The organism is Sodalis sp. RH22 (genome assembly GCF_047324165.1).
GTDB lineage: Bacteria > Pseudomonadota > Gammaproteobacteria > Enterobacterales > Enterobacteriaceae > Acerihabitans.
This window is the reverse complement of record NZ_CP178731.1, coordinates 4,335,793-4,360,958: the sequence shown is the minus strand read 5'-3', so window position 1 is coordinate 4,360,958 and position 25,166 is coordinate 4,335,793. Positions and strand designations below refer to the sequence as shown.

At 59.6% G+C, this 25,166-nt stretch carries 22 protein-coding genes; 5 read left to right on the top strand and 17 right to left on the bottom strand.

All coding sequences use genetic code 11. From position 1 onward, the window contains the following. Nucleotides 1-22: 22 nt before the first annotated feature. From gntT to pldB, 5 genes are all read right to left on the bottom strand, one after another. The gene (gntT, locus tag ACL2XN_RS19680) at nt 23-1,342 is read right to left on the bottom strand and encodes a gluconate transporter (RefSeq protein ID WP_410013195.1); all 1,320 of its coding nucleotides are present in this window, start codon (nt 1,340-1,342) and stop codon (nt 23-25) included. Nucleotides 1,343-1,627: 285 nt separating this feature from the next. Continuing rightward, complete coding sequence (gene gntR, locus ACL2XN_RS19675) at nt 1,628-2,623, bottom strand: gluconate operon transcriptional repressor GntR (protein ID WP_410016706.1); 996 nt, start codon at nt 2,621-2,623, stop codon at nt 1,628-1,630. Nucleotides 2,624-2,943: 320 nt separating this feature from the next. After that, a complete protein-coding gene (locus tag ACL2XN_RS19670; RefSeq protein ID WP_410013194.1) occupies nt 2,944-3,639 on the bottom strand; it encodes a pirin family protein in 696 nt (231 codons plus the stop codon). 198 nt (nt 3,640-3,837) lie between these two features. Beyond that, a complete protein-coding gene (gene yigL / locus ACL2XN_RS19665) occupies nt 3,838-4,635 on the bottom strand; it encodes a sugar/pyridoxal phosphate phosphatase YigL (RefSeq protein WP_413721589.1) in 798 nt (265 codons plus the stop codon). Between the two features lie 9 nt (nt 4,636-4,644). Beyond that, entirely contained in the window at nt 4,645-5,679 is a 1,035-nt protein-coding gene (gene pldB / locus ACL2XN_RS19660) for a lysophospholipase L2 (protein ID WP_413729314.1), read from the bottom strand. A gap of 149 nt (nt 5,680-5,828) precedes the next feature. Here pldB and rhtB point away from each other — a divergent pair, with 149 nt between their 5' ends. Further along, the gene (gene rhtB / locus ACL2XN_RS19655) at nt 5,829-6,446 is read left to right on the top strand and encodes a homoserine/homoserine lactone efflux protein (RefSeq protein ID WP_413729312.1); all 618 of its coding nucleotides are present in this window, start codon (nt 5,829-5,831) and stop codon (nt 6,444-6,446) included. Here rhtB and rhtC read toward each other — a convergent pair. The 3 genes from rhtC to pldA all read right to left on the bottom strand — a co-directional run bounded on the left by rhtC (nt 6,433) and on the right by pldA (nt 9,964). Continuing rightward, a complete protein-coding gene (gene rhtC, locus ACL2XN_RS19650) occupies nt 6,433-7,056 on the bottom strand; it encodes a threonine export protein RhtC (RefSeq protein WP_413729311.1) in 624 nt (207 codons plus the stop codon). The genes rhtB and rhtC overlap by 14 nt on opposite strands. 141 nt (nt 7,057-7,197) lie before the next feature. Continuing rightward, complete coding sequence (recQ, locus tag ACL2XN_RS19645) at nt 7,198-9,030, bottom strand: ATP-dependent DNA helicase RecQ (RefSeq protein WP_410013189.1); 1,833 nt, start codon at nt 9,028-9,030, stop codon at nt 7,198-7,200. Nucleotides 9,031-9,094: 64 nt separating this feature from the next. Beyond that, on the bottom strand, nt 9,095-9,964 hold the full coding sequence (pldA, locus tag ACL2XN_RS19640) for a phospholipase A (protein ID WP_410013188.1): 870 nt from the start codon (nt 9,962-9,964) through the stop codon (nt 9,095-9,097). Nucleotides 9,965-10,232: 268 nt separating this feature from the next. Between pldA and rarD the strand changes: the two genes are divergently transcribed. Then, a complete protein-coding gene (rarD, locus tag ACL2XN_RS19635; RefSeq protein ID WP_413721593.1) occupies nt 10,233-11,174 on the top strand; it encodes an EamA family transporter RarD in 942 nt (313 codons plus the stop codon). Here the strand turns inward: rarD and ACL2XN_RS19630 are convergent. From ACL2XN_RS19630 to ACL2XN_RS19590, 9 genes are all read right to left on the bottom strand, one after another. Then, nucleotides 11,112-12,167: an AbrB family transcriptional regulator gene (locus ACL2XN_RS19630; protein WP_413729310.1), complete on the bottom strand. Its 1,056-nt coding sequence runs from the start codon at nt 12,165-12,167 to the stop codon at nt 11,112-11,114. The genes rarD and ACL2XN_RS19630 overlap by 63 nt on opposite strands. A 127-nt stretch (nt 12,168-12,294) precedes the next feature. After that, nucleotides 12,295-13,245, bottom strand: a complete 951-nt coding sequence (gene corA / locus ACL2XN_RS19625) for a magnesium/cobalt transporter CorA (RefSeq protein WP_410013185.1) — start codon at nt 13,243-13,245, stop codon at nt 12,295-12,297. 378 nt (nt 13,246-13,623) lie between these two features. Continuing rightward, complete coding sequence (uvrD, locus tag ACL2XN_RS19620; protein ID WP_413729309.1) at nt 13,624-15,786, bottom strand: DNA helicase II; 2,163 nt, start codon at nt 15,784-15,786, stop codon at nt 13,624-13,626. Between the two features lie 58 nt (nt 15,787-15,844). Beyond that, entirely contained in the window at nt 15,845-16,561 is a 717-nt protein-coding gene (yigB, locus tag ACL2XN_RS19615; RefSeq protein WP_413729308.1) for a 5-amino-6-(5-phospho-D-ribitylamino)uracil phosphatase YigB, read from the bottom strand. Then, nucleotides 16,561-17,472 carry a tyrosine recombinase XerC gene (xerC, locus tag ACL2XN_RS19610; protein WP_413729307.1) on the bottom strand — a complete coding sequence of 304 codons (912 nt, stop codon included), beginning with the start codon at nt 17,470-17,472 and terminating at the stop codon, nt 16,561-16,563. Before xerC ends, yigB begins: the two co-directional genes overlap by 1 nt. After that, nucleotides 17,469-18,173, bottom strand: coding sequence for a DUF484 domain-containing protein (locus tag ACL2XN_RS19605; RefSeq protein ID WP_410013181.1), 705 nt, complete (start codon nt 18,171-18,173; stop codon nt 17,469-17,471). Before ACL2XN_RS19605 ends, xerC begins: the two co-directional genes overlap by 4 nt. Continuing rightward, nucleotides 18,170-18,994, bottom strand: a complete 825-nt coding sequence (gene dapF, locus ACL2XN_RS19600; protein ID WP_410013180.1) for a diaminopimelate epimerase — start codon at nt 18,992-18,994, stop codon at nt 18,170-18,172. Before dapF ends, ACL2XN_RS19605 begins: the two co-directional genes overlap by 4 nt. Before the next feature lie 69 nt (nt 18,995-19,063). Next, complete coding sequence (gene lptM / locus ACL2XN_RS19595; RefSeq protein WP_410013179.1) at nt 19,064-19,255, bottom strand: LPS translocon maturation chaperone LptM; 192 nt, start codon at nt 19,253-19,255, stop codon at nt 19,064-19,066. 141 nt (nt 19,256-19,396) lie between these two features. Continuing rightward, nucleotides 19,397-21,949, bottom strand: coding sequence for a class I adenylate cyclase (locus ACL2XN_RS19590; protein WP_413721595.1), 2,553 nt, complete (start codon nt 21,947-21,949; stop codon nt 19,397-19,399). A 295-nt stretch (nt 21,950-22,244) separates the two neighbouring features. On the opposite strand from ACL2XN_RS19590, the gene hemC reads away from it, so the two are divergent. The 3 genes from hemC to hemX are packed head-to-tail and all read left to right on the top strand — an operon-like array spanning nt 22,245 to nt 25,164. After that, a complete protein-coding gene (gene hemC / locus ACL2XN_RS19585) occupies nt 22,245-23,195 on the top strand; it encodes a hydroxymethylbilane synthase (protein ID WP_413727577.1) in 951 nt (316 codons plus the stop codon). Continuing rightward, entirely contained in the window at nt 23,192-23,932 is a 741-nt protein-coding gene (gene hemD / locus ACL2XN_RS19580) for a uroporphyrinogen-III synthase (protein ID WP_413727576.1), read from the top strand. Before hemC ends, hemD begins: the two co-directional genes overlap by 4 nt. A gap of 23 nt (nt 23,933-23,955) precedes the next feature. After that, complete coding sequence (gene hemX, locus ACL2XN_RS19575; protein ID WP_413727575.1) at nt 23,956-25,164, top strand: uroporphyrinogen-III C-methyltransferase; 1,209 nt, start codon at nt 23,956-23,958, stop codon at nt 25,162-25,164. Nucleotides 25,165-25,166: the final 2 nt, after the last annotated feature.

The following is a 25,166-nucleotide window of genomic DNA, read 5'->3' as shown; positions in this document are numbered from 1 at the left end:
GGCATGCCGCGGGCGGTATGGGTTAAGAAATGGCCATATTCATCAGCAGGCAACCTATCAGGCCGCAGACCGAAATAATGGTTTCCAGCGCCGACCAGGATTTGATGGTTTCCAGAATGGTCAGGTTGAAATATTCCTTGAACAGCCAGAAGCCCGGATCGTTGACGTGGGAGAAAATGACGCTGCCGGACCCGACGGCGATGACCATCAGTTCGGGGCTGGCGCCGGTGGTGGCGATCAGCGGCGCGGCGATGCCGCCGGCGGTGATGGCGGCGACCGTGGCGGAGCCGAGGGCGACACGCAGTACGGCGGCGATGCTCCAGGCCAGCAGTAACGGCGAAATGGTGCTGCCTTCCATCAGCGAGGCAATATAAGTACCGACGCCGCTATCCACCAGAACCTGCTTGAATGCGCCGCCGCCGCCGATAATCAGCAGGATCATGGCGATAATCTTGATGGAATCGCTGATGGTGTCCATAACCTGCTGCACGCTGCGGCCACGGTTGATGCCGAAGGTGAAGATGGCGATAAGCACCGAAATCAGGGTTGCCATGATCGGATCGCCAAAGAATTCGGCGTAAGGCAGGATGGGATGCCCGGCGGGCAGCACCATCTCAGCCACGGCGCGCAGCGCCATCAGCACCACGGGGACCAGCGCGGTCCAGACGCTGACCGCGAAGCTCGGCATTTCCTGTTCGGTAAAGATTTTCGGATTGTACAGACCTTCAGGCACCGGCTTATCGATCCCTTTCAGGAACCGGCTGTAGACCGGCCCGGCCAGGATCACCGTGGGCACCGCCAGAATGGCGCCGTACAGCAGGGTCTTGCCCATATCCGCATGGAAAATGGTGGCGATGGCGGTCGGCCCCGGATGCGGCGGCAGGAAACCATGGGTTACCGATAGCGCGGCCGCCATCGGTACGCCGACATACAGCAGCGGAATGCGCGCCGTCGCGGCCAGGCTGAACACCAGCGGCAGCATCAGGACAAAGCCGATCTCATAAAACAGGGCAAAACCCACGGTAAAACCGGTGACCACCACGGCCCACTGGATATTCTGCTTGCCGAATTTATCGATAAGGGTAGTGGCGATACGCTGCGCGCCGCCACAATCCGCCAGCAGCTTACCCAGCATGGCGCCAAAACCGATAATCAGCGCCAGGCTGCCCAAGGTGCCGCCGACACCGTTCTTGATGGATACCAATACCTTGCTGACCGGCATTCCCTCAAGCACGCCGACAATCAGCGCCACCAGAATTAAAGCGATAAAACCATTCAGTTTAAAACGAATCATCAGCAACAGCAGCAACGCCACGCCGATAGCAACGATAAAGAGCGGCATAAAAAGTCCTCAATGGCTTTTTTCCCGGCAAGGATTTGGAATACCTTGCCTTCGAGTAGTTATGCATTTGGGTTAGTGATGTGCAAGTCGGGGATATTCCCCGGCCAACCGTAAGAGCATAGTGTGTATCGTGATGTTACCGGTATCATGATACGGGTAACATCACGATAAGGAATCCACCTGCGGGACTAAATTAACGTTTTGGGAGGTAGATCATAATTATGATGAGATAAAATGACGTAACGATGAACTTCACGGCGCGTAGGGAGAGGTTAAGGCGGAAATTCAGATGCTGTCCCCTGGCAATAAGGTAAAACCGACGTCCGTTTTTAGCGGATCAACCGTTTCGCCGCGCAGGCGGGCCAGGAGCTTTTCGGCGCTCAGGCGGCCCATTTCCTCACGGGGCGTGAGCACGCTGGCGAGCCGCGGCTGCATCGCCTGGCCGACATCGTGACCGTGGAAGCCGGCGATAGCCATATCCTCGGGGATACGCAGCCCCTGGCGCTGGCATTCAAATACCGCGCCGATGGCCAGGTCATCGTTGGTGCAAACGATACTGTCCATGACGGGATATTCACGCTGGGCCTGGCGTAACAGCTCGGCGCCGGTGGAGTAAGAGGACGATTCGGTAATCATGACGCTGTGGGCCCGTAGTCCCTGCTCCGCCATCGCCTGCTCATAACCCCGCTGCTTAATGATGGTGCGCTCATCGAGGCGTGCGCCGAAATACACCACATGCCGGTGCCCGCGCGCAATGATATGCAGGGTCATTTGCCGCGCCGCCTCGAAGTTATCGAAGCCCACCGCGATATCCAGGCAAGGGGAAACGCTGTCCATGATTTCCACCACCGGGATGCCGGCCACTTCGATCATCTTCAGGGTGCGCGGCGTGTGGGTGCGCTCGGCTAAGATCAGGCCGTCGATGTTATAGCTCAGCAGCGAGGTCAGGCGTAATTCTTCGGTTTCGGGCTGGTAGCCGTAGTGGGCCAGCATGGTCTGGTAGCCGTGGGCGTCGGTGACCGTTTCGATGCCGCGCAGCACTTCGGCGAATACCTGGTTGGTCAGGGAAGGCAGCAGCACGCCGATAGCCCGGCTGGTGGCATTGGAAAGGATATCCGGCGCCCGGTTGGGAATGTAACCCAATTCATCCAGGGAATGGGCTATTTTCAGCTGCAATGCCTCCGATACCAGCGCCGGATTGCGCAAATAGCGGCTGACCGTCATTTTAGTGACGCCGACTTTATCGGCAACGTCCTGAAGTCCCGGTCTTTTTTTCTTGATTGGCGACATGACAGCTCCTACCTGGAATGGACGGAGTTTAGCAAAAAAAAGACGCGGCGAGTATGTTTATCCGGCGGCGCAGTCCCCAGGCATAAAAAAGCGGGCCGTGGCCCGCTTCAGACTGCCGACAAACTCGCCCATAAGCGTGAAGCGGGTATGTTGGGCATGGAGAGTAACGCGTAGCGCGCCAGGGATGGCGCGCCCGAGCCTACATGGACGTATTTACGGCGTCGTTACGAGCTTGTCCGGCATACCCGCTGGCAAGGTTTGGTCATTCAATTCAAGCGGGCCGTGGCCCGCTTGCTGTCACTCATGCGCTATCACACCGGCGGCAGGTCGAATACCAGGATTTCGCTGTCCGGCCCCGCCTTGAGGGTCAGTACGGTTTCGTCCCAAACGGCGAGCGCATCGCTGGCGCCGGCCCGCTGGCCGTTGATATCCAGTTCACCGCGCACCACCTGGATCCAGACACGCCGTCCCGGCGCCACGTCCAGCGTTTCCTGCTGGCCGGCGGGCAACGCCCAGCGCGACAGGGTCATATCCTGGAACACCTTCAGCGAACCCTCGCGCGCATCCGGCGAGAGCACCAGCTGACGGCCCTGCGGGGCATCAAAACGGCGCTGCTCATAACGCGGCGTCAGGCCGGTTTGCTGCGGGATAATCCAGATTTGGTATAAATGCAGCGCCTTATCGTCACGTCCGTTATATTCGGAATGGCGTATCCCGGTGCCGGCGCTCATGATCTGGAATTCCCCGGCATGGATTTGTTCTTTATTACCCATGCTGTCCTGATGTTCCACCGTACCGTCCAGCACATAGGTCAGAATTTCCATATCCTTATGGGGATGGGTACCGAAACCCTGGCCTTGCGCGATGCGGTCTTCGTTAATCACCCGCAGCGCGGAAAAACCCATGAATTTGGCGTCATAATAGTCGGCAAAAGAAAAGGTATGCCAGCTGTCGAGCCACCCATGGTTAGCATGACCGCGATCGTTTGCTGCTCTTAAGTAAATCATGTTCAACTCTCCTCAACGTTTTTTTCTAGTCTAGACTTACGCCGGGAATATAAAAGGGTAAAAATCTCATCGCTCTGTTCAAAAAAACTGAACATAGAGTCTGGCCGCATTCAGCGGTTTTGCGCATGGGGGGGACGGCGGGAATACAGATAAAAAAGCCGGCGTCAGAGCCGGCTTAAAAACGACTGGAAGCAATGTTCACAAAAACATGTTGCGCAGAAAGCGCGGCACCGACTCATCGGCATTGGTGCCGATGATCTCCAGCTCCGGCAGAAGATCTTTCAGGCGCTGCTGCGAATTTTTCATGATGCAGCCCTTGCCGGCCATGGCAAGCATTTCTTTATCATTCATGCCGTCGCCAAACGAAATACAGTCGGATAAGGCAAACCCCAGCGTTTTCGCCACCTGATCCAACGCATGCCCCTTGGAGACGCCGCCGGCCATCACTTCCAGGCATACCGGCAACGAAAAACTGACGTTGACCCGATCTCCCCAGCGCGCATTCAACGCATTTTCCAGCGCCACCAGCCGTTCATGGTTGTCGCTGGTGTAATACACCTTGCAGATACCGTCGGTAGGCAGCATCCCCGGTTCGAACAGTTGGTAGTTAAATTCGGACTCGCGGAAAAAGTCCTGTTGATCTAACCGGTTACGATTCATATACCAGTCATCGCGGCGATAGACGTTGGTGAGGATTTCCGGATCGTCGTGCACCAGGCCGAACAGATCGGCGGCGATATCTTCGTCCACGTCATGGGCAAAAATCATCTCGCCGTCAGGACTATGTACCCGCGCGCCGTTGGAGGTGATCATATAGGCTGAAATACCGAGGCCGTCGCGAATTTGGGAAACATCAATATGATGACGGCCGGTGGCAAAGACAAAGTTGATGCCCCGGGCGGTCAGCAGCTGCAAGGTTTCCTTGGTGTAAGGTTTGAGAGTATGGTCCGGCGCAAGCAGGGTACCGTCAAGATCGGAAGCAACAACGTAATACATAAGCCTTTATTAAACCTCTGGTGTTATCGGCGGTTGAACACCGCCGGGAATAAAGTGATCGCAGCTAAAAAACGCGACAATTTTCTCCAGCGCCTCGGCGCGCAGGCTGTCTTTTTCAAACAGGATTTCATGTCTGGCGCCTTCGATCCTGACCGGTTTATTTTCCGCGCACGGATGTCCCGCCGCCGCCATGGCCTGGCAAAAAATATCGTGGCTGCGGTTATCGACAATCCGGTCTTCCCCGGCCTGCAGCAGCAATACCGGAGTGGTGATGGCGGCGGCCTTGGCCAGCACGTCATGACCCGCCAACACCCCTTCCCTGACCCAATGATAGGTCGGTCCGCCGACCCGCAATTCAGGATCGTCAGCGTAAAAACGCAAACTGCGCCGGTAGCGCTGGCCGCTGTGCGTCAGCATATTGAGCATAAACGGCATAGGCCGCCACTGACCGGTGCCGATGGCATAATAGTCGCGCATGGCCGGGCGCTGCTCGGTCCACTCCAGGATTTGCCAGGCCAGCCAGTGCGGCATCGGCAGGCGGATGCCGAACATGGGCGCGCACAGCACCGCGGCGTCGCAGGCATCCGGCATGGCCGCCAGAAACAGGGCCAGAATCGCCCCGCCCATGGAATGCGCCAGGGCAAAACGGCGTTTATAGCGTCCGGGAGCCACATACTGCTGCCAGAACTGGGTAAAATCGCTGACGTAATCGCCAAACTGCAGCACATGCCCGCGGTGGGTATCTTCGAGCAGGCGGCCGGAACGCCCCTGGCCGCGGTGATCGATAATCATCACGTCGTAGCCGCAGTGAAAAAGATCGTAGGCCACCTCAGGGTATTTTACGTAGCTTTCAATACGCCCGGTGCTGATGACGATGACTTTATCGTGCCGGGGCGAGCGCAGACGGACAAAGCGAATCGGCATGCCCTGCGCCCCGACAAACTCGCCCTCTTCCCGTTGATGCCAGAAATCCAGTAACGGACCGGTGGAAAAGGCGGCAAACTGTTGTTCGCGGTTTAACCATTTTTTTTTATGTACCGACACCACCTGCGCTACTCCTGGCACTGGCAAAACACGGGGCAGTTGAGACTGTCCTGCGCGCTGGAAAATCATTGCCGTCCTGGCGGGGAAAAGGCTACTCTACCCTATCGACATAGTGTGACATAAAAATAACATTTCAGGGAGCGCAATTAATGACCTGGGACTGGTGGCTGACCTATCTGCTCACGACCACCCTGTTGAGTCTGTCGCCCGGCTCAGGGGCGATTAACACCATGAGCACCGGCATCAGCCACGGTTATCGCGGCGCGGCGGCGTCCATCGCCGGCCTGCAGGTCGGGCTGGCCACGCATATCGTACTGGTGGGCATCGGGTTGGGGGCATTGTTCGCCCATTCGCTGTTGGCGTTTGAAATCCTGAAATGGCTGGGGGTCGCTTACCTGGTCTGGCTCGGCATCCAGCAATGGCGCGCCGCCGGCAGTTTCAGCCTGGACGTCGCGGGGGCCGCCCTGCTGTCCAGACGCCGGTTATTTCAACGGGCGGTTTTCGTTAACCTGACCAACCCGAAAAGCATCGTCTTCCTGGCCGCGCTGTTCCCGCAGTTCGTGCTGCCGCACCAACCGCAGGCATCCCAGTACCTGGTGCTCGGCGTCACCACCCTGGCGGTGGATACTATCGTGATGATTGGCTACGCGACCCTGGCGACCCGCCTGGCGCATTGGCTTAAGGGGCCGCGCCAGCTGCGGCGTCTTAACCGCACCTTTGGGTCGCTGTTTATCATGGTCGGCGCGCTGCTGGCTAGCGCGAAATAATCAGGCTGATGCCGAAGCCGGCAAAAAACACGCCCGCCACGCCGTCAATCCAGCGCGCCAGGCGCTGGTAGCCGCGGCGCATGGCCGGTAAGGCAAACACCACCGCCACGATGCTGAACCACATCAGGGTTTCGGCGATGATCAGGATAAATAAGCCCCAGCGCGCCCCGGCCGGCACATTATCGCCGACAAACAGGGAGAACACGCTGCCGAAATAGATCACCGCCTTGGGATTAGCCAGATTGGTCAGCAGGCCGCGCACAAAGGTGCGGCCGGAACGCGGTAACGCGGCGGCCGGATGGCCGCCCGCCTGCGGCGCGGCCGGACGCCGGGCCGCGCGCAGCAGCTGCCATCCCATCCAGCACAGGTAAAGCCCGCCGCCGACGGTGATCATGCTGTGCAGCCACTTCATCTTCATCAGCAACAGGTGCAGGCCCATCAGCGCCACGGCGGCCCATACCGCCACGCCCAGGCTAATGCCCAGCACGCCCATCATGGCGTCGCGGCGCGAACGGCTGGCCGCGGTCTGGGAGATAAAGAAAAAATCCGGACCCGGGCTCATCAGGGCAATCAAATGCACCATGGCCACGGTAACAAATAAAATTAACATCGGTGGACGCTCCTGGTAAAGGTTGCCGCCCCGGCAACCGGTTCACTGCTTGCATAAAACCCTTGGCTAACGCTGGTCCCGCTTCACCCCGGCCGCCGCGCCGGACGCGGATAACGGCATACGGCTGTGCACGGCCGGCCCCTATAGGGGGTCGTCATCAACCAGGTGTTCGCGGATCATGGTAAGGAACGGCATACCGAAGCGATCGAGTTTACGATTGCCGACGCCGTTCACCCGCAGCATGTCCCCGGGCGTCACCGGCAGCTGTTCGGCCATTTCCAGCAGCGTCGCGTCGTTAAATACCACATACGGCGGCACGTTGGCCTCATCCGCCAGGGATTTGCGCAGCTTGCGCAGCTTGGCGAACAGCTGGCGGTCATAATTGCCGCCGTAGGTTTTCGGCGCGGTGCTGCGCGCCTTAAGGTTGGGCAGCCGCGGCTCGGCCAGCATCAGCGGCACTTCGCCGCGTAACACCGGACGCGCCGACTCGGTCAGCTGCAGCGCCGAATGCTGGGTAATGTTCTGGCTGACCAGCCCAAGATGGATAAGCTGGCGCAGCACGCTGACCCAGTGCTCGTTGGTGCGGTCGCGGCCGATGCCGTACACCGGCAGTTTATCATGGGCGTAGTCGCGGATACGCTGGCTATTGGCGCCGCGCAATACTTCGACGATATACCCCATGCCGAAACGCTGGCCCACCCGATAAATACAGGACAACGCCTTGCGCGCTTCCTCCAGCCCATCGTAGCGCTTGGGAGGATCGAGGCAAATATCGCAGTTGCCGCAGGGCTGTTGGCGCCCCTCGCCAAAATAATTCAGCAACACCAGGCGGCGACAGGTCTGCGCCTCGGCGAACGCGCCCATGGCGTTAAGCTTATGGCGCTCGATATCCTGCTGCTCGCCGGGGGCCTTTTCTTCCAGGCACCGGCGCAGCCAGGCCATATCCGCCGGATCGTAAAACAAAATGGCCTCGGCGGGCAAGCCGTCGCGGCCGGCGCGGCCGGTTTCCTGGTAATAGGACTCGATATTGCGCGGGATATCAAAATGCAGCACAAACCGCACGTTGGGCTTGTTGATGCCCATGCCGAAGGCGACGGTCGCCACCACCACCTGCAAATCGTCGCGCTGGAATGCTTCCTGCACCTGCCCGCGCCGGTCATTGCTCAGGCCGGCATGATAAGCGTCGGCGCTGACCCCGCGGCTTTGCAGGCGCGCGCTGACGTCCTCCACCTTGGCGCGGCTGTTGCAATAGATAATGCCGCACTTGCCGCGCTGGCCCTGCACATAGTGCCAAAGCTGCTCGAAGGGTTTATATTTTTCCACCAGGGTATAGCGGATATTGGGGCGATCGAAACTGCTGATTTGGATTAGCGGGTCGCGCAGGTCCAGCAGGCGCACAATATCAAGACGGGTGGTTTCGTCGGCCGTGGCGGTGAGCGCGATAAACGGCAGGCCGGGGAAATGCCGCTTGATTTGCCCCAGGGTGCGGTATTCCGGGCGGAAATCATGCCCCCACTGCGAGATGCAGTGCGCTTCGTCCACCGCAATCATCGCCGGATGCCACGTGAGTAGCTGCTCCAGCATATTGTCCATCATCAGGCGTTCCGGCGCGATATAGAGCAGCTTGATGCGGCCATCGCGGCAGCCGGTCATCACTTCATGCTGCTGTTCGCGGGTTTGCGTTGAATTCAGGCATCCCGCGGCCACGCCGTAGGCCAGCAGTTGATCCACCTGATCCTTCATCAGGGAAATCAGGGGCGACACCACGATAGTCAACCCGTCCATCACCAGCGCCGGAATCTGGTAGCACAAGGATTTGCCGCCGCCGGTCGGCATGACCGCCAGGCAATCCCTGCCGCTCATCACGGCGTTGATCAGCGCTTGCTGACCCGGGCGGAACTGCTGGTAGCCGAAGGTATCATGCAGTATCTGCTCCGCCAGCGCTTCCCGATCTATTACAGCCACCGTTGACACATCTTCCCCAATTTATTACGTTCATGCGCCGGACATTCCGGCGCCTGTAAGAATACCTGCCGGCTTACATAAAGTCGTTAAGCATAAAACCGACCCCGACGCGGGTTTGCCGGTGATCATAATCGATGAGCGACTCGCCGTACCCGCTGAATACCTGGGTATAAAAGCGCACATGGCGGGAAATGGGATAACTCCAGCCCAGTTGGCCGCTGCCGTAGCCGCTGTTCCAGTTGTAGTGGCTTTCAACGCTGAACACGCTTTCACCCCACGCATAGCCTATCTTGAGCCGATAATAACCCAAATACTTGGTGATATCAGGGTTGTCATCGGTGCTACCGAAGGTAAACCAGGGCTTCACTTCCACCTGCCAGTTGCCGTTTTGCGCCATCAGGCGGGTGTAGGCGCGGTCCCAGCTGCGCGAGGTGGGGTCGGATCTGCCGTTGGACTGATGATTGACGCCGACTTCGATATCGCGCAGGGTCCAGCCGGCAAAATCATAATCCGTTGCCCAGCCGAGGAACAGCTGGGGTTCATAATTCGTTTCACGAAACGGCGACGATTCGTCGGTATTGGACGTCTGCCAAAAGGAATGCTGGGTATAGGACGCGCCCAATACGGAATTATCCCCGGCGATGCCGCGCCACAGCGGGAAGCCCAGGCTCAGTTGGAAGTCCAGTTCGTCGCGGCGGGCGCCATCGGCCCAGTCATAGGATTTAATGGCTTCTTTGTTAATATCGCTGGTATAGGTGTACATGACGAAATTGCTTTCATACGGATACAGCACAAAAGCATTATCATGCTCCTGCAGCATATTAGCGATAATACTGCCCCTGACAGCCGGCGCGTCGTGGATTTTAACCACCGTCGCTTCTTGTGCATTCGCAAACGTCGTTGATCCTAAAAAGAAAACAGCGGCTCCCAACAGCTTACGCATATATTTTTCTCCGAAGTGCGCAATGTAAGAATGCATAAAACCCATGCAAGCGGATCATTTTACACACTATCAACTATTTCTTTTAGCGAATTACACACTATTCGTACATGCATGTAAGCGATCGCTTGCACTTAAAATCCTATGGCTGCCGCCTGCGGCGCCCTATCAACGCCTGCGCCGCGGGAAGGCGCCGGCGATGATCCGCAGGTGAATAAGTCATAACTTTCGCTTATACTGGCCAGCTTATTTTTGCTAACCAGGTTAACCCATGAATGAAACATCCACGCGCCAGGGCGTGCTATGCGCGCTGGGCGCGTATCTTATCTGGGGGTTGGCGCCGGCGTATTTCAAACTGATCCAACAAGTTCCCGCCACGGAAATCCTTACCCACCGCATTATCTGGTCGGTTTTTTTTATGCTGGCGTTGCTGACCCTGTGCCGTAAATGGCGGCAGGTGCGCGAGGTATGCCGCCGACCCAAGGCGCTGCTGCTGCTGGGCGTGACGTCATTGCTGGTGGGCAGCAATTGGCTGCTGTATATCTGGGCGGTTAATCATCACCATATGCTGGAAGCCAGCCTGGGCTATTTTATCAATCCGCTGGTCAATATATTGCTGGGAATGGTATTTCTCGGCGAACGCTTTCGCAAATTGCAGTGGCTGGCGGTAGGCCTGGCCATCTGCGGCGTGCTGATACAGCTGTGGAAATTCGGCTCGCTGCCCTGGATTGCCCTGGGCCTGGCCTTCAGCTTTGCGTTTTACGGCCTGCTGCGCAAAAAACTGGGCGTCGACCCGCAGACCGGCATGCTGATCGAAACGCTCTGGCTGCTGCCGGCGGGCGCCTGGTATCTCTTTATCTTCGCCGACAGCCCCACCAGCCATTTGAGCGCCAATCCGTGGCAGCTCAATATGCTGCTGGTGGCGGCGGGCATTATCACCACCATACCGCTGCTGCTGTTTGCCGCCGCCGCCAACAATCTGCGCCTCTCGACGCTGGGCTTTTTCCAGTATCTCGGCCCGACGCTGATGTTCCTGCTGGCGGTGGTGTTTTACGGCGAAGCCATGACGGAGGATAAGCTGTTCGCCTTTGGATTTATCTGGCTGGCGCTGGCGGTGTTTATCTTTGACGCGGCGCTCACGCAGCAAAAATCACGTCATGGGCGGCACGGCGTGGCGGGAGATAAAGCGCGCCATGGCCGGGCCGATCAATAAAATTGAGAACAGCCGCAGGCTTTGCATCGCCATGACAAAACCGATATCGGCGTGGCTGCCCGCGGCGATAATCGCCACGGTATCCAGCCCGCCGGGGCTGGTGGCGAGATAGGCGGTGAGCAGATCCACCGGCAGCACCAGCGTCAGCACCCAGGCCATAAACCCGCATAACAGAATTAATCCCACGATGGACGCCACCATCTGCGGCAGCGTTTTTAACGCCAGCATCACAATGGCGGGGGTAAAGCGTAGCCCGACGGTCCAGCCGATAAACGCATAGGCCAGCGCCAGCAGCCATTCCGGCACCTGCATCGTCAGCGTGCCGGTGATGTGCAGGGCGGCGCCGGCCAGCATAGGAATCAGCAGCGCGCCGGCGGGAATATGCAGTTTCCGCCCCAGCCAGGCGCCGGCGACGGCAATGGCCAGGGTGGCGGCAAAACGGTAATCGAGCGCCGGAAACCATATTACGTCCGCCGCCGCGACACCCTGTTCCCCCATGCTGATATGCGCCACCAGGGCCGCCGCCGCCGCCACAAACAGCACGCGCAGATACTGCATGAACGCCACCAGCCGCACATCCGCGCCGAACTCCCCCGCCATGGCCACCATGGCCGACGCCCCGCCCGGAGACGCGCCCCAGGCCCCGGTAGGACCAGGCAGGCTGCTGAACCGCACCAGAAGCCAGCCCGACAGGCCGCTGGCCAACAGGGTCAGCGTCAGCACAATCAGCACCAGCAGCCAGTCGGAAATGAGGACATGCAGGATCGTGGGGGAGAGGGTCAAGGCTATCATGCAGCCCAGAACCGCCTGGCAGCCGACAAAAATGCGCGGGGGAATATCAATGGTGGCGCCGCAGAGCGCCATGACCACCCCCACCAGCATCGGTCCCATCAGCAGGGCGGCCGGGAAGTGGAAATATTGCAGGGTAAATCCCAGGGACAGCGAGCAAAACAGCAACACGGCCCATTGGGCGGTAAGCGGCAAATGTTTCATCGGCAACGTTCGCAACGTTTATCAGGTGCGCTAAAGCAGGATGTTTTAGCCAGGCCATCCTGTTTTATCATATTCGCCCGGCGGGGCAATCATTTATCGTACAATAATATCCGTTGAACCGCCGCCGCTATAGCCAGTTCTTGCGCTTAAAGTAGAGATAAGGCGCCAGTCCCGCCAGGATCATCAGACCGATGGCGCCGGGATAACCAAACGACCATTTCAGCTCGGGCATAAAGGTGAAATTCATGCCGTAGCTGGAGGCCACCAGGGTGGGAGGCAGGAACACCACCGAGACCACCGAGAAGATTTTGATGATGCGGTTTTGCTCGATATTGATAAACCCCATCGCCGCCTGCATCAGGAAGTTCACCTTCTGGAACAGCGATTCGTTGTGGGGCAGCAGGGACTCGATATCGCGCAGGATTTCCCGCGCCTGCTCCAGCTGTCCCGACGGCAGCCGCGCCTTGCGCACCAGGAAGTTGAGGGCGCGCTGGGTATCCATAAGGCACAGCCGTACCTTCCAGCCGACGTCTTCCAGCTCCGCCAGGGTGGAAAGCGCCTCGTCGTACTCGTCGCCCTGGTGCCCTTCCATAATAACCAGGCTCAAGGCTTCCAGGTCGCTGTAGATATTTTCTATTTCGTCGGCCAACTGCTCGATTTTCGTTTCAAACAGATCCAGCAGCAGCTCGTAGGCGTTGCCGTCGGTAAGCCGCTGGCTGCGGGCGCGCATGCGGTAGAGGCGGAATGCGGGCAGCTCCCGCTCGCGCAGGGTATAGAGGCGCCCGTCGCGGATGGTGAACGCCACGGTGGCGTTGCCGGCGTGATCTTCGGCGTCCTCGTAAAAAAAGAAGGAGTGGATATGCAGCCCGTCTTCGTCTTCGAAAAAACGCGCCGACGCCTCGATATCCTCCAGGTCCAGCCGGGTCGCCAGGCTTTGGCCCAGCTCATCCTGCACCCGGTCCCGCTCATCGTTGCCGGGTTCAATCAGATCCACCCAGACGGAATCAGCTAACCTGTCGGCTTCATCCAGCTCAAGGCGGGACAAGCGATTGTGATCCAATTTAAACGCGTTAAGCATACGCCATAGCTTCCTTAGCGGTGACAATCGGGAAACGCATTAGAAAGCAGAAACCGGGGGTGAGAATGTCACCGGCAAGTTTCAGACCATCACAGATCTGACTCAGAGCGACACATAAACGCGGGTCGCTGACAACCACTGAGGCCATCAGCAATAGGGATAGCCTTAGTGGGTGTACCTGATAAACAGATTAACGAGCCAGTATCTACTGGGGGCGTCCAAGGCGTAATCCTCTAATCATAATAGTGCGCGCATGTTACGCCGAGATGAAAAAGACTGTCAATACGCAAGCGGCGCAAAACTGTATATTTCGCGTACGATCGGCTGATTTAATCAGTAACCGCGCGTGAACGGACCCGTTAGCCGAAACCAGGGGGATTATACCGTTTCCAGGCGGGCGTAAGCCGCCACCAGCCACTTGATGCCCTGACCCTGGAAAGCAATCTGCAACCGGCTGTGCTCGCCGGTGCCCTCGAGGTTTATCACCGTGCCTTCGCCGAACTTGGGATGGCGCACCCGCTGCCCCAGCGTAAATCCGCTGTCGTTTTCACTGACCGGGGTACCCATGCGCTGATGGTTGGCCGGCCGGGTGACGCTTGCGCGCAGCCGCACCTCCTCGATACATTCCTCGGGCAGTTCGCCGACAAATCGCGAGGGCCGGTGAAAGGCCTCCTTGCCGTACAGCCGGCGGGTTTCCGCGTAGGTGATGGTCAGCTTTTCCATGGCGCGGGTGACGCCCACATAGGCCAGGCGGCGCTCTTCCTCCAGCCGACCACCCTCGTCCAGGGACATTTGGCTTGGGAACATGCCCTCCTCCATGCCGACGATAAACACCTGGCGGAATTCCAGCCCCTTGGCGGAATGCAGGGTCATAAGCTGCACCGCGTCCTGGTTGGCATGGGCCTGTCCTTCCCCCGCCTCCAGGGCGGCGTGGGATAAAAACGCCTGCAGCGGCATCAAATCCTGGTCTTCATCCTGGTAGCTGTACTGCCGCGTGGCGGTCACCAGTTCCTCCAGGTTTTCGATGCGCGCCTGGCCCTTCTCGCCCTTTTCCTGCTCATACATGATCCACAGGCCCGAGTTCCTGATCACCCGGTCCGTTTGCACATGCAGCGGCAGGTCGACCGTTTCCTCCGCCAGGGCATCCACCAGTTCGACAAAGCGCTGCATGGCCGACGCGGCGCGCCCGGCCAGCACCCGATCGCGCAATAACTCGCGGGTTGCCTGCCAGAGGGTCAGTTGCCGATCCCGGGCCGCCTGGCGCACGACGTCCAGCGTACGGTCGCCGATGCCGCGCGTCGGGGTGTTGACCACGCGCTCGAACGCCGCGTCGTCATTCCGGTTGGCGATCAGGCGCAGGTAGGCCAGCGCGTCCTTGATTTCCTGGCGTTCAAAAAAGCGCTGGCCGCCGTAAATGCGGTAAGGCATGGCGTTTTGCAACAGCGCCTCTTCCAGCACCCGGGACTGGGCGTTGCTGCGATAGAGGATAGCGCTGTCGCTAAGCGCATTGCCCGTTTCCAGCCAGGTGCGGATGCGGTTGACCACAAAGCGCGCCTCGTCCAGCTCGTTGAACGCGCAGTAAACCGAAATCGGCTCGCCCTCGGCGTCCTCGGTCCAAAGGTTTTTCCCCAGCCGGCCGCCGTTATGGGCGATGAGGGCATTGGCCGCTTTGAGGATATTGCTGGTGGAGCGGTAGTTCTGCTCCAGGCGCACGGTGTGGGCGCCGGGAAAATCATCCAGGAAGCGCTGGATATTCTCCACCTGCGCGCCGCGCCAGCCATAGATTGACTGGTCGTCGTCGCCGACAATCATGACGTTGCCGCTATCGCCGGCCAGGAGCCTTATCCAGGCATACTGGATGCGGTTGGTGTCCTGGAATTCGTCCACCAGGATATTGCTGAAGCGTTCGCGGTAGTGCTTGAGAATATGGGGTTTGTTCAGCCACAGCTCGTGGGCGCGCAGCAGCAGTTCGGCAAAATCCACCAGCCCCGCGCGATCACAGGCTTCCTGGTAGGCCTGGTAGATGCGCAGCCAGGTGGCCTCCACGGGGTTGCCGTAGCTCTCCACATGCTGCGGGCGCAGGCCCTCGTCTTTTTTGCCGCCGATATACCACATGGCCTGGCGCGGCGGCCATTGCTTCTCGTCGATATTGAGCGCGCGGATAATGCGCCTGAGCAGCCGCAGCTGGTCCTCGCTGTCGAGGATCTGGAAATCCTGCGGCAGATTGGCGTCCATGTGATGGGCGCGCAGCAGGCGGTGGGCCAGGCCATGGAAGGTGCCGATCCACATGCCGCCCTGGGCGGTGCCGATCAGATGTTCGATGCGATGGCGCATTTCCGCCGCCGCCTTGTTGGTAAAGGTCACCGACAGAATAGAATAGGGCGAGCAGTTCTCCACCGACAGCAGCCAGGCGATGCGATGCACCAATACCCGCGTTTTGCCGCTGCCGGCGCCCGCCAGGACCAGCAAATTGCCGCGCGGCGCCGCTACGGCTTCGCGCTGTTTGTCGTTCAGGCTGTTGAGCAGATCGGAAACGTCCATAGAAGGCCTTCTTTATCCGGCGTTAAGGTACTGGTTATTTATACAGACATAGTGAGGATTATAACAAGGCTGTCAGGGAAGCCAACTGCGAAATTTCAATATGAGGCAACAAACGGGCATCCGCGGCCTGGAAAAAATTGCCGCCGCGATCGTTTACCCAGCACGCCTGCAGGCCCGAAGCGACGGCGCCGGTGATATCGGCGGTTAAATCATCACCGATGTGCAGGATGTTTTCCGGCGCCAGCCCCAGCCTTTGCGCCGCGATATGATACATGTCCCGGTACGGTTTGGCGCGTCCGTCGGGGCCGGCGCGCAGCACAAAAGCAAAATAGCCGCCCAGCCCGCAGGCCTCGGGGGAGGCGTTGCCGTTGGTGATGGCCACCAGCGGCCAGCGTTCGCCCAAAACGCTTAAGGTCCGGTGGGTGTCGGCTGGCACATCGATGTCGCTGCGCCAGCGGGCAAAACTCGCCATAAAGGCGTCCGCGCCGGCCCGGGCCGCGCGCGCGTCCAGCCCCTGGTTGCGCATGGTCAGCTCGACCGCGCGCCAGCGCCACTGGCTGACGTCATGGTAGATATCCGGCTCGCGCCGGCGCAGCTCGGCGCGGATGCGCTGGAAGTGGCCGGCGTCCAGATCTTTCAGCGCCGGATGGTACCGTTGCAGGAAAAGCGTCGATTCCCGCTCGGTACGGGCGATAACCGGACGGTTATCATACAGCGTGTCGTCCAGATCGAAGGTCAATGCGCGAATCTCGCGCAGGGGGCGATAAAAATGCATCAGCTTTTACCTCGTTTGGCTCGTGGATGCGCCGCATCGTAAACCAATGCCAGGTGCTGGAAATCAAGGTGGGTATAGATCTGGGTGGTGGATACATTGGCGTGGCCGAGCAATTCCTGTACCGCGCGCAGGTTGCCGCTGGATTCCAGCATATGGGTGGCGAACGAATGGCGCAGCTTATGCGGATGGACATGGCTCTCCAGTCCCTGTTTGACGCCCCACTCGGCAAAACGCTTTTGCACGTTGCGCATGGAGATGCGCTTGCCGGTCCTGGCGACAAATACCGCGTTATCCACCGGGGCGAACCGCTCGCGCAGCGCCAGCCAGTGCTCCAGCCAGACGATGGCGGTCTTGCCCAGCGGCAGCTTGCGTTCTTTGTTGCCCTTGCCCACCACCCAGACTTCGCCCGCCGCCAAATCGATATGGCCGCGGTCCAGGTTGACCAGCTCCGCCAATCGCAGGCCGTCGCCATACATCAGTTCCAGCATGGCGCGATCCCGTACCGCCAGCGGATCGTCGGTATTGATATCCAGCAGACGGTTCACTTCGTCCACATCCATGTTTTTCGGCAGGTGGCGGCCGCTGCGCGGCGCCGGCACGCCTTTGGCCGGATTGGCCTTCAATTCGCCGCGTCCGACCAGCCAGTCGAGAAAGCTGCGCAGCGCCGAGAGCCGCAGCGCCAGGCTGGCGGCCTGCAGACCGCGGCGTTTGCTGCGGGTGGCCATCGCGCGGACATGGGTCACGTCGAGCTGGGGCCAGGCGGTCAGGCCCAGCTCGACGGCTATATCGATCAAGGCGGTTAACTGGCGATCGTAACTGGACTGCGTCAGCGGACTGAGCTGCCGCTCTACCCGCAGGTAGCGCAAAAACGCATCCACCTCCGGGCGCAGCGGCGAGACCTGGAGGGTCATGAACGCCCGACCCAGCGGGCCAGCAGGCCGGGCAGCAGGATGGCCAGTTGCTGTAACAGCACCGTGCCCATGCCGGACTGATAATGCTGGCTGTCGCGGCTGGTAAAGGTCAGCACGCCCAGGTCGCCTTTTTCCCCCATCAGGGAAATCGCCACCGAGCCGACCTGCCGCGCCTGGGGCAACAGCTGCAGCAGTTCGGGGCCGTTCAGGCCGCCCAGATAATGGTTGCCCTGCCCCAGCCGCTGGATGCGCAGGGGCTCAAACGCGGTGCGGGAAATGCCCAGGTGGGTAAAATCCGACGGTGCGCCGATATACCATTTATCGGTGAACAGCCTGACATGCGCCCCGGACAAGCCCAGGCCGCGCGCCCAGCGCTGCAGGCGGTTAAGCATATCCAGCAGGCTGTCGGCGGCCGCCAGATCGGACTGCAGATGCAACAGCCGGTTAAACAGCTGCTCGTTGGCGCTCGCCTGCTCCATCAACAGGGTAATCTCTTCCTCCAGCTGGCGGATATGATTACGCTGGCGGGCCAGCTGCCACTCCAGCAGGGAAACGCTGCCCCGGTTGACATGGGGCACGCGCATCTGCTCGACCTGGCAAGCGTTGCGGATAAAAAAATCCGGGTTTTCCAGCAGAAATTGCGCCACCGTGCTGTCGTCCAGCCGCGCCGCGGTCTCCAGTTGTTCCCCGACATGCTTCATAGATGTATAAATCCGTCGTAGATATGGGTTGCCGGCCCGGTCATATACAGCGGATTGCCCGGTCCTTTCCAGCTGATGTCCAGCGTGCCGCCCGGCAGGTCGACGCTGACGCGCTCCGCCAGCAGCGCCTGCTGGATGCCGATGGCCACCGCCGCGCAGGCGCCGCTGCCGCAGGCGCGTGTTTCCCCGGCGCCGCGCTCGTAAACCCGCAGGCGGATGTGCTGCGGGTCTATCACCTGCATAAAACCGATGTTCGCCCGCTCCGGGAAACGCTCGTGGTTTTCAAGCAGCGGCCCCAGCGTCTCCACCGGCGCGGTATCGATATCCTCCACCGTTATCACGCAGTGGGGATTGCCCATGGATACCACGCCGCACAGCACGGTTTGCTCCGCCACCCGCATGATATAGGTCTTTTCCGCCTTGGTGGCGCGGAAGGGCACCATCTGCGGGTCAAAATTGGGTTCGCCCATATTGACCCTTACCAGTTCATCATCGGTAATGGTTAATATCATACGGCCGGTTTGGGTACTGACGTGTATTTCACGTTTGTTGGTTAAACTTTTCATCCTGACAAAACGGGCAAAACACCGCGCGCCGTTGCCGCATTGCGCCACTTCGCTGCCGTCGGCGTTAAAAATACGGTAATGAAAATCCAGTTCCGGGTCGTAGGGAGGCTCCACTACCAGCAGTTGGTCGAACCCGACGCCATAATGCCGGTCCGCCAGGCGACGGATCAGCTCCGGCGAAAAGTAGACATTTTGCGTCACGGCGTCCACGACCATAAAGTCGTTTCCCAGACCGTGCATTTTGGAAAACTGCATAATTCACTCCGCTGAGTAACCTTACGCGCAGCATAGCGCGTCTCTAAAGCCGATGCGACTGAATCGCGGTTACGGCTGCGCCGACGTCGAGGCGCCGCCGGGATTCGCGGTTTGCACAGGCGTTGGCGTAACCGTCCTGGCGGGTTTCGGTTTGGCGGTGGTTTTCTCGGCCGGCGGGTAATATAGCGGACCTTTCAGCCCACATCCGTTCAATCCCAGAACTAAAAACGCCAGGGTAATAAGGCGTAACGGGTTTTTCATGCGCTTAGCTACCTGTTATTCATACTTTCAGGCTAACTATCATCGCAGTTAGATGCTGAAAAGCAATAGGAATCGAATGCCGGCGCCGCCGGGCGCCGGGCATCGGCGGGGGGAAACAGGCGCGCCACACGGGCGGGACGGCTAGTTCAACCGTGCCTGCTGCGGCAGTGACGACGCGTCATGCTCATAGGCCGGCGCGCACAAATGGGACAGTACGCTGCTGCGAAACGGCACCACCTGGATACGGCCGTCCAGCTGCACAATCTGGTAAAACTGCGGCAGGTTGAAGTTGATAAAGCTGGAACCGTAGGTGAAGCGGTCGTGGGACGACGAATAAAAACGGCTCACATCGCGCACCAGCTCTTCCTTGCTGCCTTCGCAATGGTGGTAAGCCTCGACCCGGTTGGTCTCGTCCAGGATATAAATGTTAAAGCCCTGGTCGTCGGCGCTGTCTTCAAAAAAGAACTGGATTATGCCTTCGCTGGCGAAACCGTCCACCACCGGCGGTAAATGAATTTTTTCCGTTTCCATCTGGATCGACAGGCCATGCAGCTTATTGTTGGAAATGGCGCCGTAGAATTCAATGGCGTTTTCCAGTTTCTGCACCGAGACGCTCAGGCGTTCAAAAAACAATCCCCAGGTCTGGCCGGCTACCCGGACCGCTTTAAACCGCGCCGGATCCTGGCGGGTGCTGGATAGACGCAGTTCGATGCAATCCGCCACCAACTGCTGCACCCGGGTGCGGATAAGTCCGCGCAAATGCTGGCTGTAGCAGAACACTTCCACCGTATCAGGCGGCGCGGCGTCCTGATGCATCTTGCCGAGGATGGTTTTCAACGCTTCCAGTACCGCCTGCTCGCCGTTGAAATGCAGGGTGCGCACCTCATTCCACGAATTGCGGTACAGCAGGTCGATACTGCCCACCAGGCACTCCTGCTGTTGGCCGAAGCTGAACACGTCCAGCTTGCGGAAATCAAAATGCACCACCTGGTTGCGGAAAACCGCGGTCGGATCGTGTTCAAGGTTGACGATGATCGCCAGATGGCGGATTTCGCAGGGGCTGTAGAGCGCCTTGGGCGTCGGCGCCGGCACCCGCAGCGGGAAATTGCGCGACACATCCGCCACCAGTTCCTGCAGCCGGGGCAGATCGCACAGGTCGCTGCCCTTGATATGCAACTGGGTCTTTTCGGTCAGCAGGCCGTTAAACCACGCCCAGGCCACCAGCTTGTTCAGGTAGCGGTTATATTCCAGCGGCTGGTGGCTGATGATGGATTCCATCGCCGGCGACTGGTTATACAGGTACCAGCCGGCCCGGTTGGCCCGGCCCTGGGGCACATGGATAAACGTGAGGTTCGGTTCGGACAGATCGGGGGAGATCTGCGGGTTAATCAGCGTCACCTTGCCCGGCAGCGCTTCAAACGCCGCGTAGAGTTTACGGGTCAGCACCCCGATATCCTGCGGGCTGGCGCTGACGCTCAGGTTATTGCGGCGCGCAAAGCGAATCAGGTTACGGTAGCTTTGCATCATGGCGTCGAGCAGTTCGTTATGCGCCTCACGCACCTGGCCGATTTTCCAGTTGGCGCGGTCGTCGAGCATGCTCAGGCGCGCTTCGTCCCAGCCCCACTCCTTGACCTGCTGGCTTAGGATCTCGCGGCGCCAGACGACGCTTTCAGGCGTCAGCGAGAGCTTTTCGCAGACCTTGAGGTAGAAACAGCGCCGCACCAGGTCCAGCCGGGTGGTGTCGTTAATCTGGGTCAGGTAGTGGGTCACGCGCTCGAGCATCATGCAATAAGGATCGAGGCCGTAGGAGACTATCTCGCCGTCGTGCAAATGCTGCTTGATATTCATGGCCAGCAGCTGGGTATGGGGATATTCCCAGGAATAGGCTTCCAGCAGCAGGGTCTTGAGCACCGCTTTGTACGGGGAATCGATGCTTTTATACAGTTGCCACAGGCTGGCGCCGAAATATTCTTCGGCGGACAGCGTGCCCAGCCCGCCCAGATCGAGCCATTCATTGGGGGTCAGCGCGCCGCGGGCATAAAGCGACATGACGTAATCGTCATAGTGCTCTTCTTCGTCGCCCGGCACCATATTCCATAAAATGCGCTTGCCGGCCATGCGCACCGCGGTGCGGTAGAATTCGTCCAGCAACAGGATATGCTGGGTGGAACCGCAGTCTTCATCACCCAGGCTGCCGCTTTCGTTATGGCGGAAGCGGTTTTCATCAATCAGGAAGAAGTTGACGTCCACGCCCTTGGTGCCGGCCCATTTTTCCAGCAGGGCGCATTTGCGCTGCAACTGATAACGTTCTTCGTTATCCAGCCAGGACTGATGGCAGACCCAGATATCCAGGTCGGAATTGGCGTTCTGCCCGATGGACGAGGTGCTGCCCATGGAGTAAACCCCGGTGATCGGCCTTTCCCCGCTGGCGGGCGTCACCATCGGCTGCGCGGACTGGCGCTCAATATCGGCTATCCAGGCGGCCTGGCTTTCATCGCACGTGTAGAAGCAAACGCCGCACGGAACGTTACCTTCTAGGTAACCCGGAAGCATTGGATGATGATAATGTAATAAGGTTGGCAGCAGACTGTAGACTTGCTGAAAGGCCGGCCCCATGGCCGCCAACGCCCGATCCACCCGTAATTGGTTGATCGCGTCCAGTCTCTGTTTCAATGTCTCGATGTAGAAGTACAAGACGTCTCGCCTGGTTATCCCGGTGCCTAAGAGCCTATTTCCATACCCGGCCGGAGTGTTGTTTTGAAGATGGGTCGGCCGGTAATTGCTGGAAACGTGATCAATTTAACACCTTGCTGTTTGACCGTAAAGAAAGTTAAGCTACCCGTTAATTATAACACTTTTCCCCGCGGCAACCTTTAATTCCCGATTATCGGCACTTCACCCCATGCCGCCATCACCGGATCCTGATAACTTACAGCGTTTTACTATCGATGGTAGAATGGTTAAAGAATGTGAGAAACGGTAACCCAGAATGCAAGATACCCTGATACGCATCGCCACCCGGCAGAGCCCGCTGGCGCTATGGCAAGCACAGTATGTTCAGCGCCAGCTGCAGCTTCATCATCCCGATTTACGGGTGGAACTGGTACCCATGGTGACCCGCGGCGACATTTTGCTGGATACGCCGCTGGCCAAGGTGGGCGGCAAAGGGCTTTTTATCAAGGAGCTGGAGCGCGCCCTGCTTGAGGATCGCGCCGATATCGCCGTGCACTCCATGAAGGACGTGACCGTCTCATTCCCCGACGGGCTGGGGCTGGTGACCATTTGTGAGCGCGAGGATCCCCGCGACGCCTTCGTCTCCCCGGCCTACGCCAGCCTGGACGAGCTGCCGCCGGGCGCCGTGGTGGGCACGTCCAGCCTGCGCCGGCAGTGCCAGGTACGGGAACGCCGTCCGGATCTGGTGATCCGCGATCTGCGCGGCAACGTGGGCACGCGCCTGGCCAGGCTGGATCGGGGCGAATACGATGCGATCATCCTGGCGGTGGCCGGACTGAAGCGCCTGGATCTGCAGGATCGCATCCGTACGCCGCTGGAACCCGAGCTGTGCCTGCCCGCTGTCGGCCAGGGGGCGGTCGGCGTGGAATGTCGTCTGGACGACCGACGTACCCGCGCGCTGCTGGCCCCGCTGCATCACCGCGCCACCGCCACTCGCATCAGCGCGGAGCGCGCCATGAACGCCCGTCTTGACGGCGGTTGCCAGGTGCCTATCGGCAGCTACGCCGAAATCCAGGGCGACCGGATCTGGCTACGCGCGCTGGTGGGCAGCCCCGACGGCGGCAGGGTTATCCGCGCCGAAAGCAGCGCTCCCCTGGAGGAAGCGGAAGCGTTGGGCATCCGCCTGGCGGAGGAGTTGCTCAGGCAGGGCGCCCGGGAAATCCTCGATCAGGTCTATGCGGCGGAAAAACAGGATTCGCCGCAATGAGCATCCTGGTCACGCGCCCGTCCCCCGCCGGCGAAGAGCTGGTGAACCGCTTGCGCGCGCGCGGCCGATCCGCCTGGCACCTGCCGCTGATTGATTTTGCCCCCGGAGACGAACTGGCCCGGCTGCCCGAACGCCTGGGCGCGCTGCGGCCAGGCGATCTGGTGTTTATCGTCTCGAAACACGCGGTCAATTATGCCCACCCGTTTCTGACCCGCCGGGGCCTGTCCTGGCCGGAAACGCTGAAATACCTCGCGGTCGGCCGCACCAGCGGCCTGCTGATGCACACCGCCTCCGGCCTGCCGGTGGACTACCCCCACGACGGCGAAAGCAGCGAACATCTGCTGCGCCTGCCGTCGCTACAGCGCGTCGCCGGACTGCGGGCGCTGATCCTGCGCGGCAACGGCGGGCGGGAAGTACTGGAGGAGACGTTGCGGCAACGTGGCGCCGAGGTCGCGTATTGTGAATGCTATCAGCGCAGCCCGGTGCATTACGACGGCGAGCAGCAAAGCCGGCGCTGTCAGCAACTGGGCATCAATACTTTGATCATTACCAGCGGCGAAATGTTACAACAATTCTATACTTTAATTCCTGAGTACTATCGCGTCTCATGGCTGTTGCAATGCCGGCTGGTCGTGGTGAGTGAACGAATCGGGGCTTTAGCCCGCCAATTGGGCTGGACGGACATCGTCGTAGCAAACGCGGCAGACAACGATGCGCTTATGCGTGTGCTGCTCTAAATCTAATCATGGGATAGGCCAATATGACGGAACACACTACTCCAACGACTCCGCAGGAAGATGCAACCCGGGCGGCGGATACGCCTAAGCCCTCGTCATTCGCGCCCGGCGATACGGCGGCGGGTACCGCCAAGGCCAATCCTCCGGGCGGCGGGACGAAGGCCCCCAAGAGCGGCAAAAAGCCCCTAGGCGTCATCCTGGCGGCTATCGCCATTATCCTGTCCCTGCTGCTGGCCGCCGCGCTCTATATGTACGGCGTCCGGCAGGCAAAAACGCAAAACGCGCTGAATCAACAGCTGCAATCCCGCATCGAGGCATTGCAGCAAGCGCAGCAACAGCAACAGCAGCAATCCCAGGCGGCGTTGCAGCAGCAGGGCCGGCAGCTTGGCGCCGCCCAGCAGCAGGCGGCCGTCCAGGACAGGCAGCTAAGCGAATTGCGCGATAAAGTCGCCACCATCTCCGGCTCCGATGCCAATACCTGGCTGTTGGCCCAGGCGGATTTCCTGGTCAAGCAGGCCGGCCGCAAGCTCTGGAGCGATCAGGATATCGTCACCGCCGGCGCGCTGCTCAAGAGCGCCGATGCCAGCCTGGCGGATATGAACGATCCCAGCCTGATGAACGTGCGTCGCGCCATAACCGAGGATATTGCCGCCCTCTCAGGCGTCAGCCAGGTGGATTTTGACGGGATTATTCTGAAAGTGAACCAGTTGTCAAACCAGGTGGACAACCTGCGCCTGGCCGACAACGACAGCGATGAATCCCCCATGGACAGCGACGGCGGCAGCGAGCTGTCAAGCTCGGTGCGCGAATGGCGGCAAAACCTCAGCAAAAGCTGGCACAACTTTATGAATGACTTTATTACCATCCGCCGTCGCGATACCAGCGCCGAGCCGCTGCTGGCGCCAAACCAGGATATCTACCTGCGTGAAAATATCCGCTCGCGCCTGCTGATTGCGGCGCAAGCGGTGCCGCGCCACCAAAATGAAATCTACCGGCAATCCCTGGAAAGCGTCTCTACCTGGGTACGCGCCTATTTCGACGCCGATGATGCCAATACCCGCGCCTTTCTCAGCGAACTGGACGACCTGAGCCAGCAGAATATCACCATGGATGTGCCGGCACAGTTAAGCAGCCAGCCGCTGCTGGAGAAACTGGTGCAGACGCGCGTGCGCAACCTGCTGGCGCAGCCGTCGGCCTCGGTTGCTAATGCCCCCGCCGCTCAGGGAGAATAAAC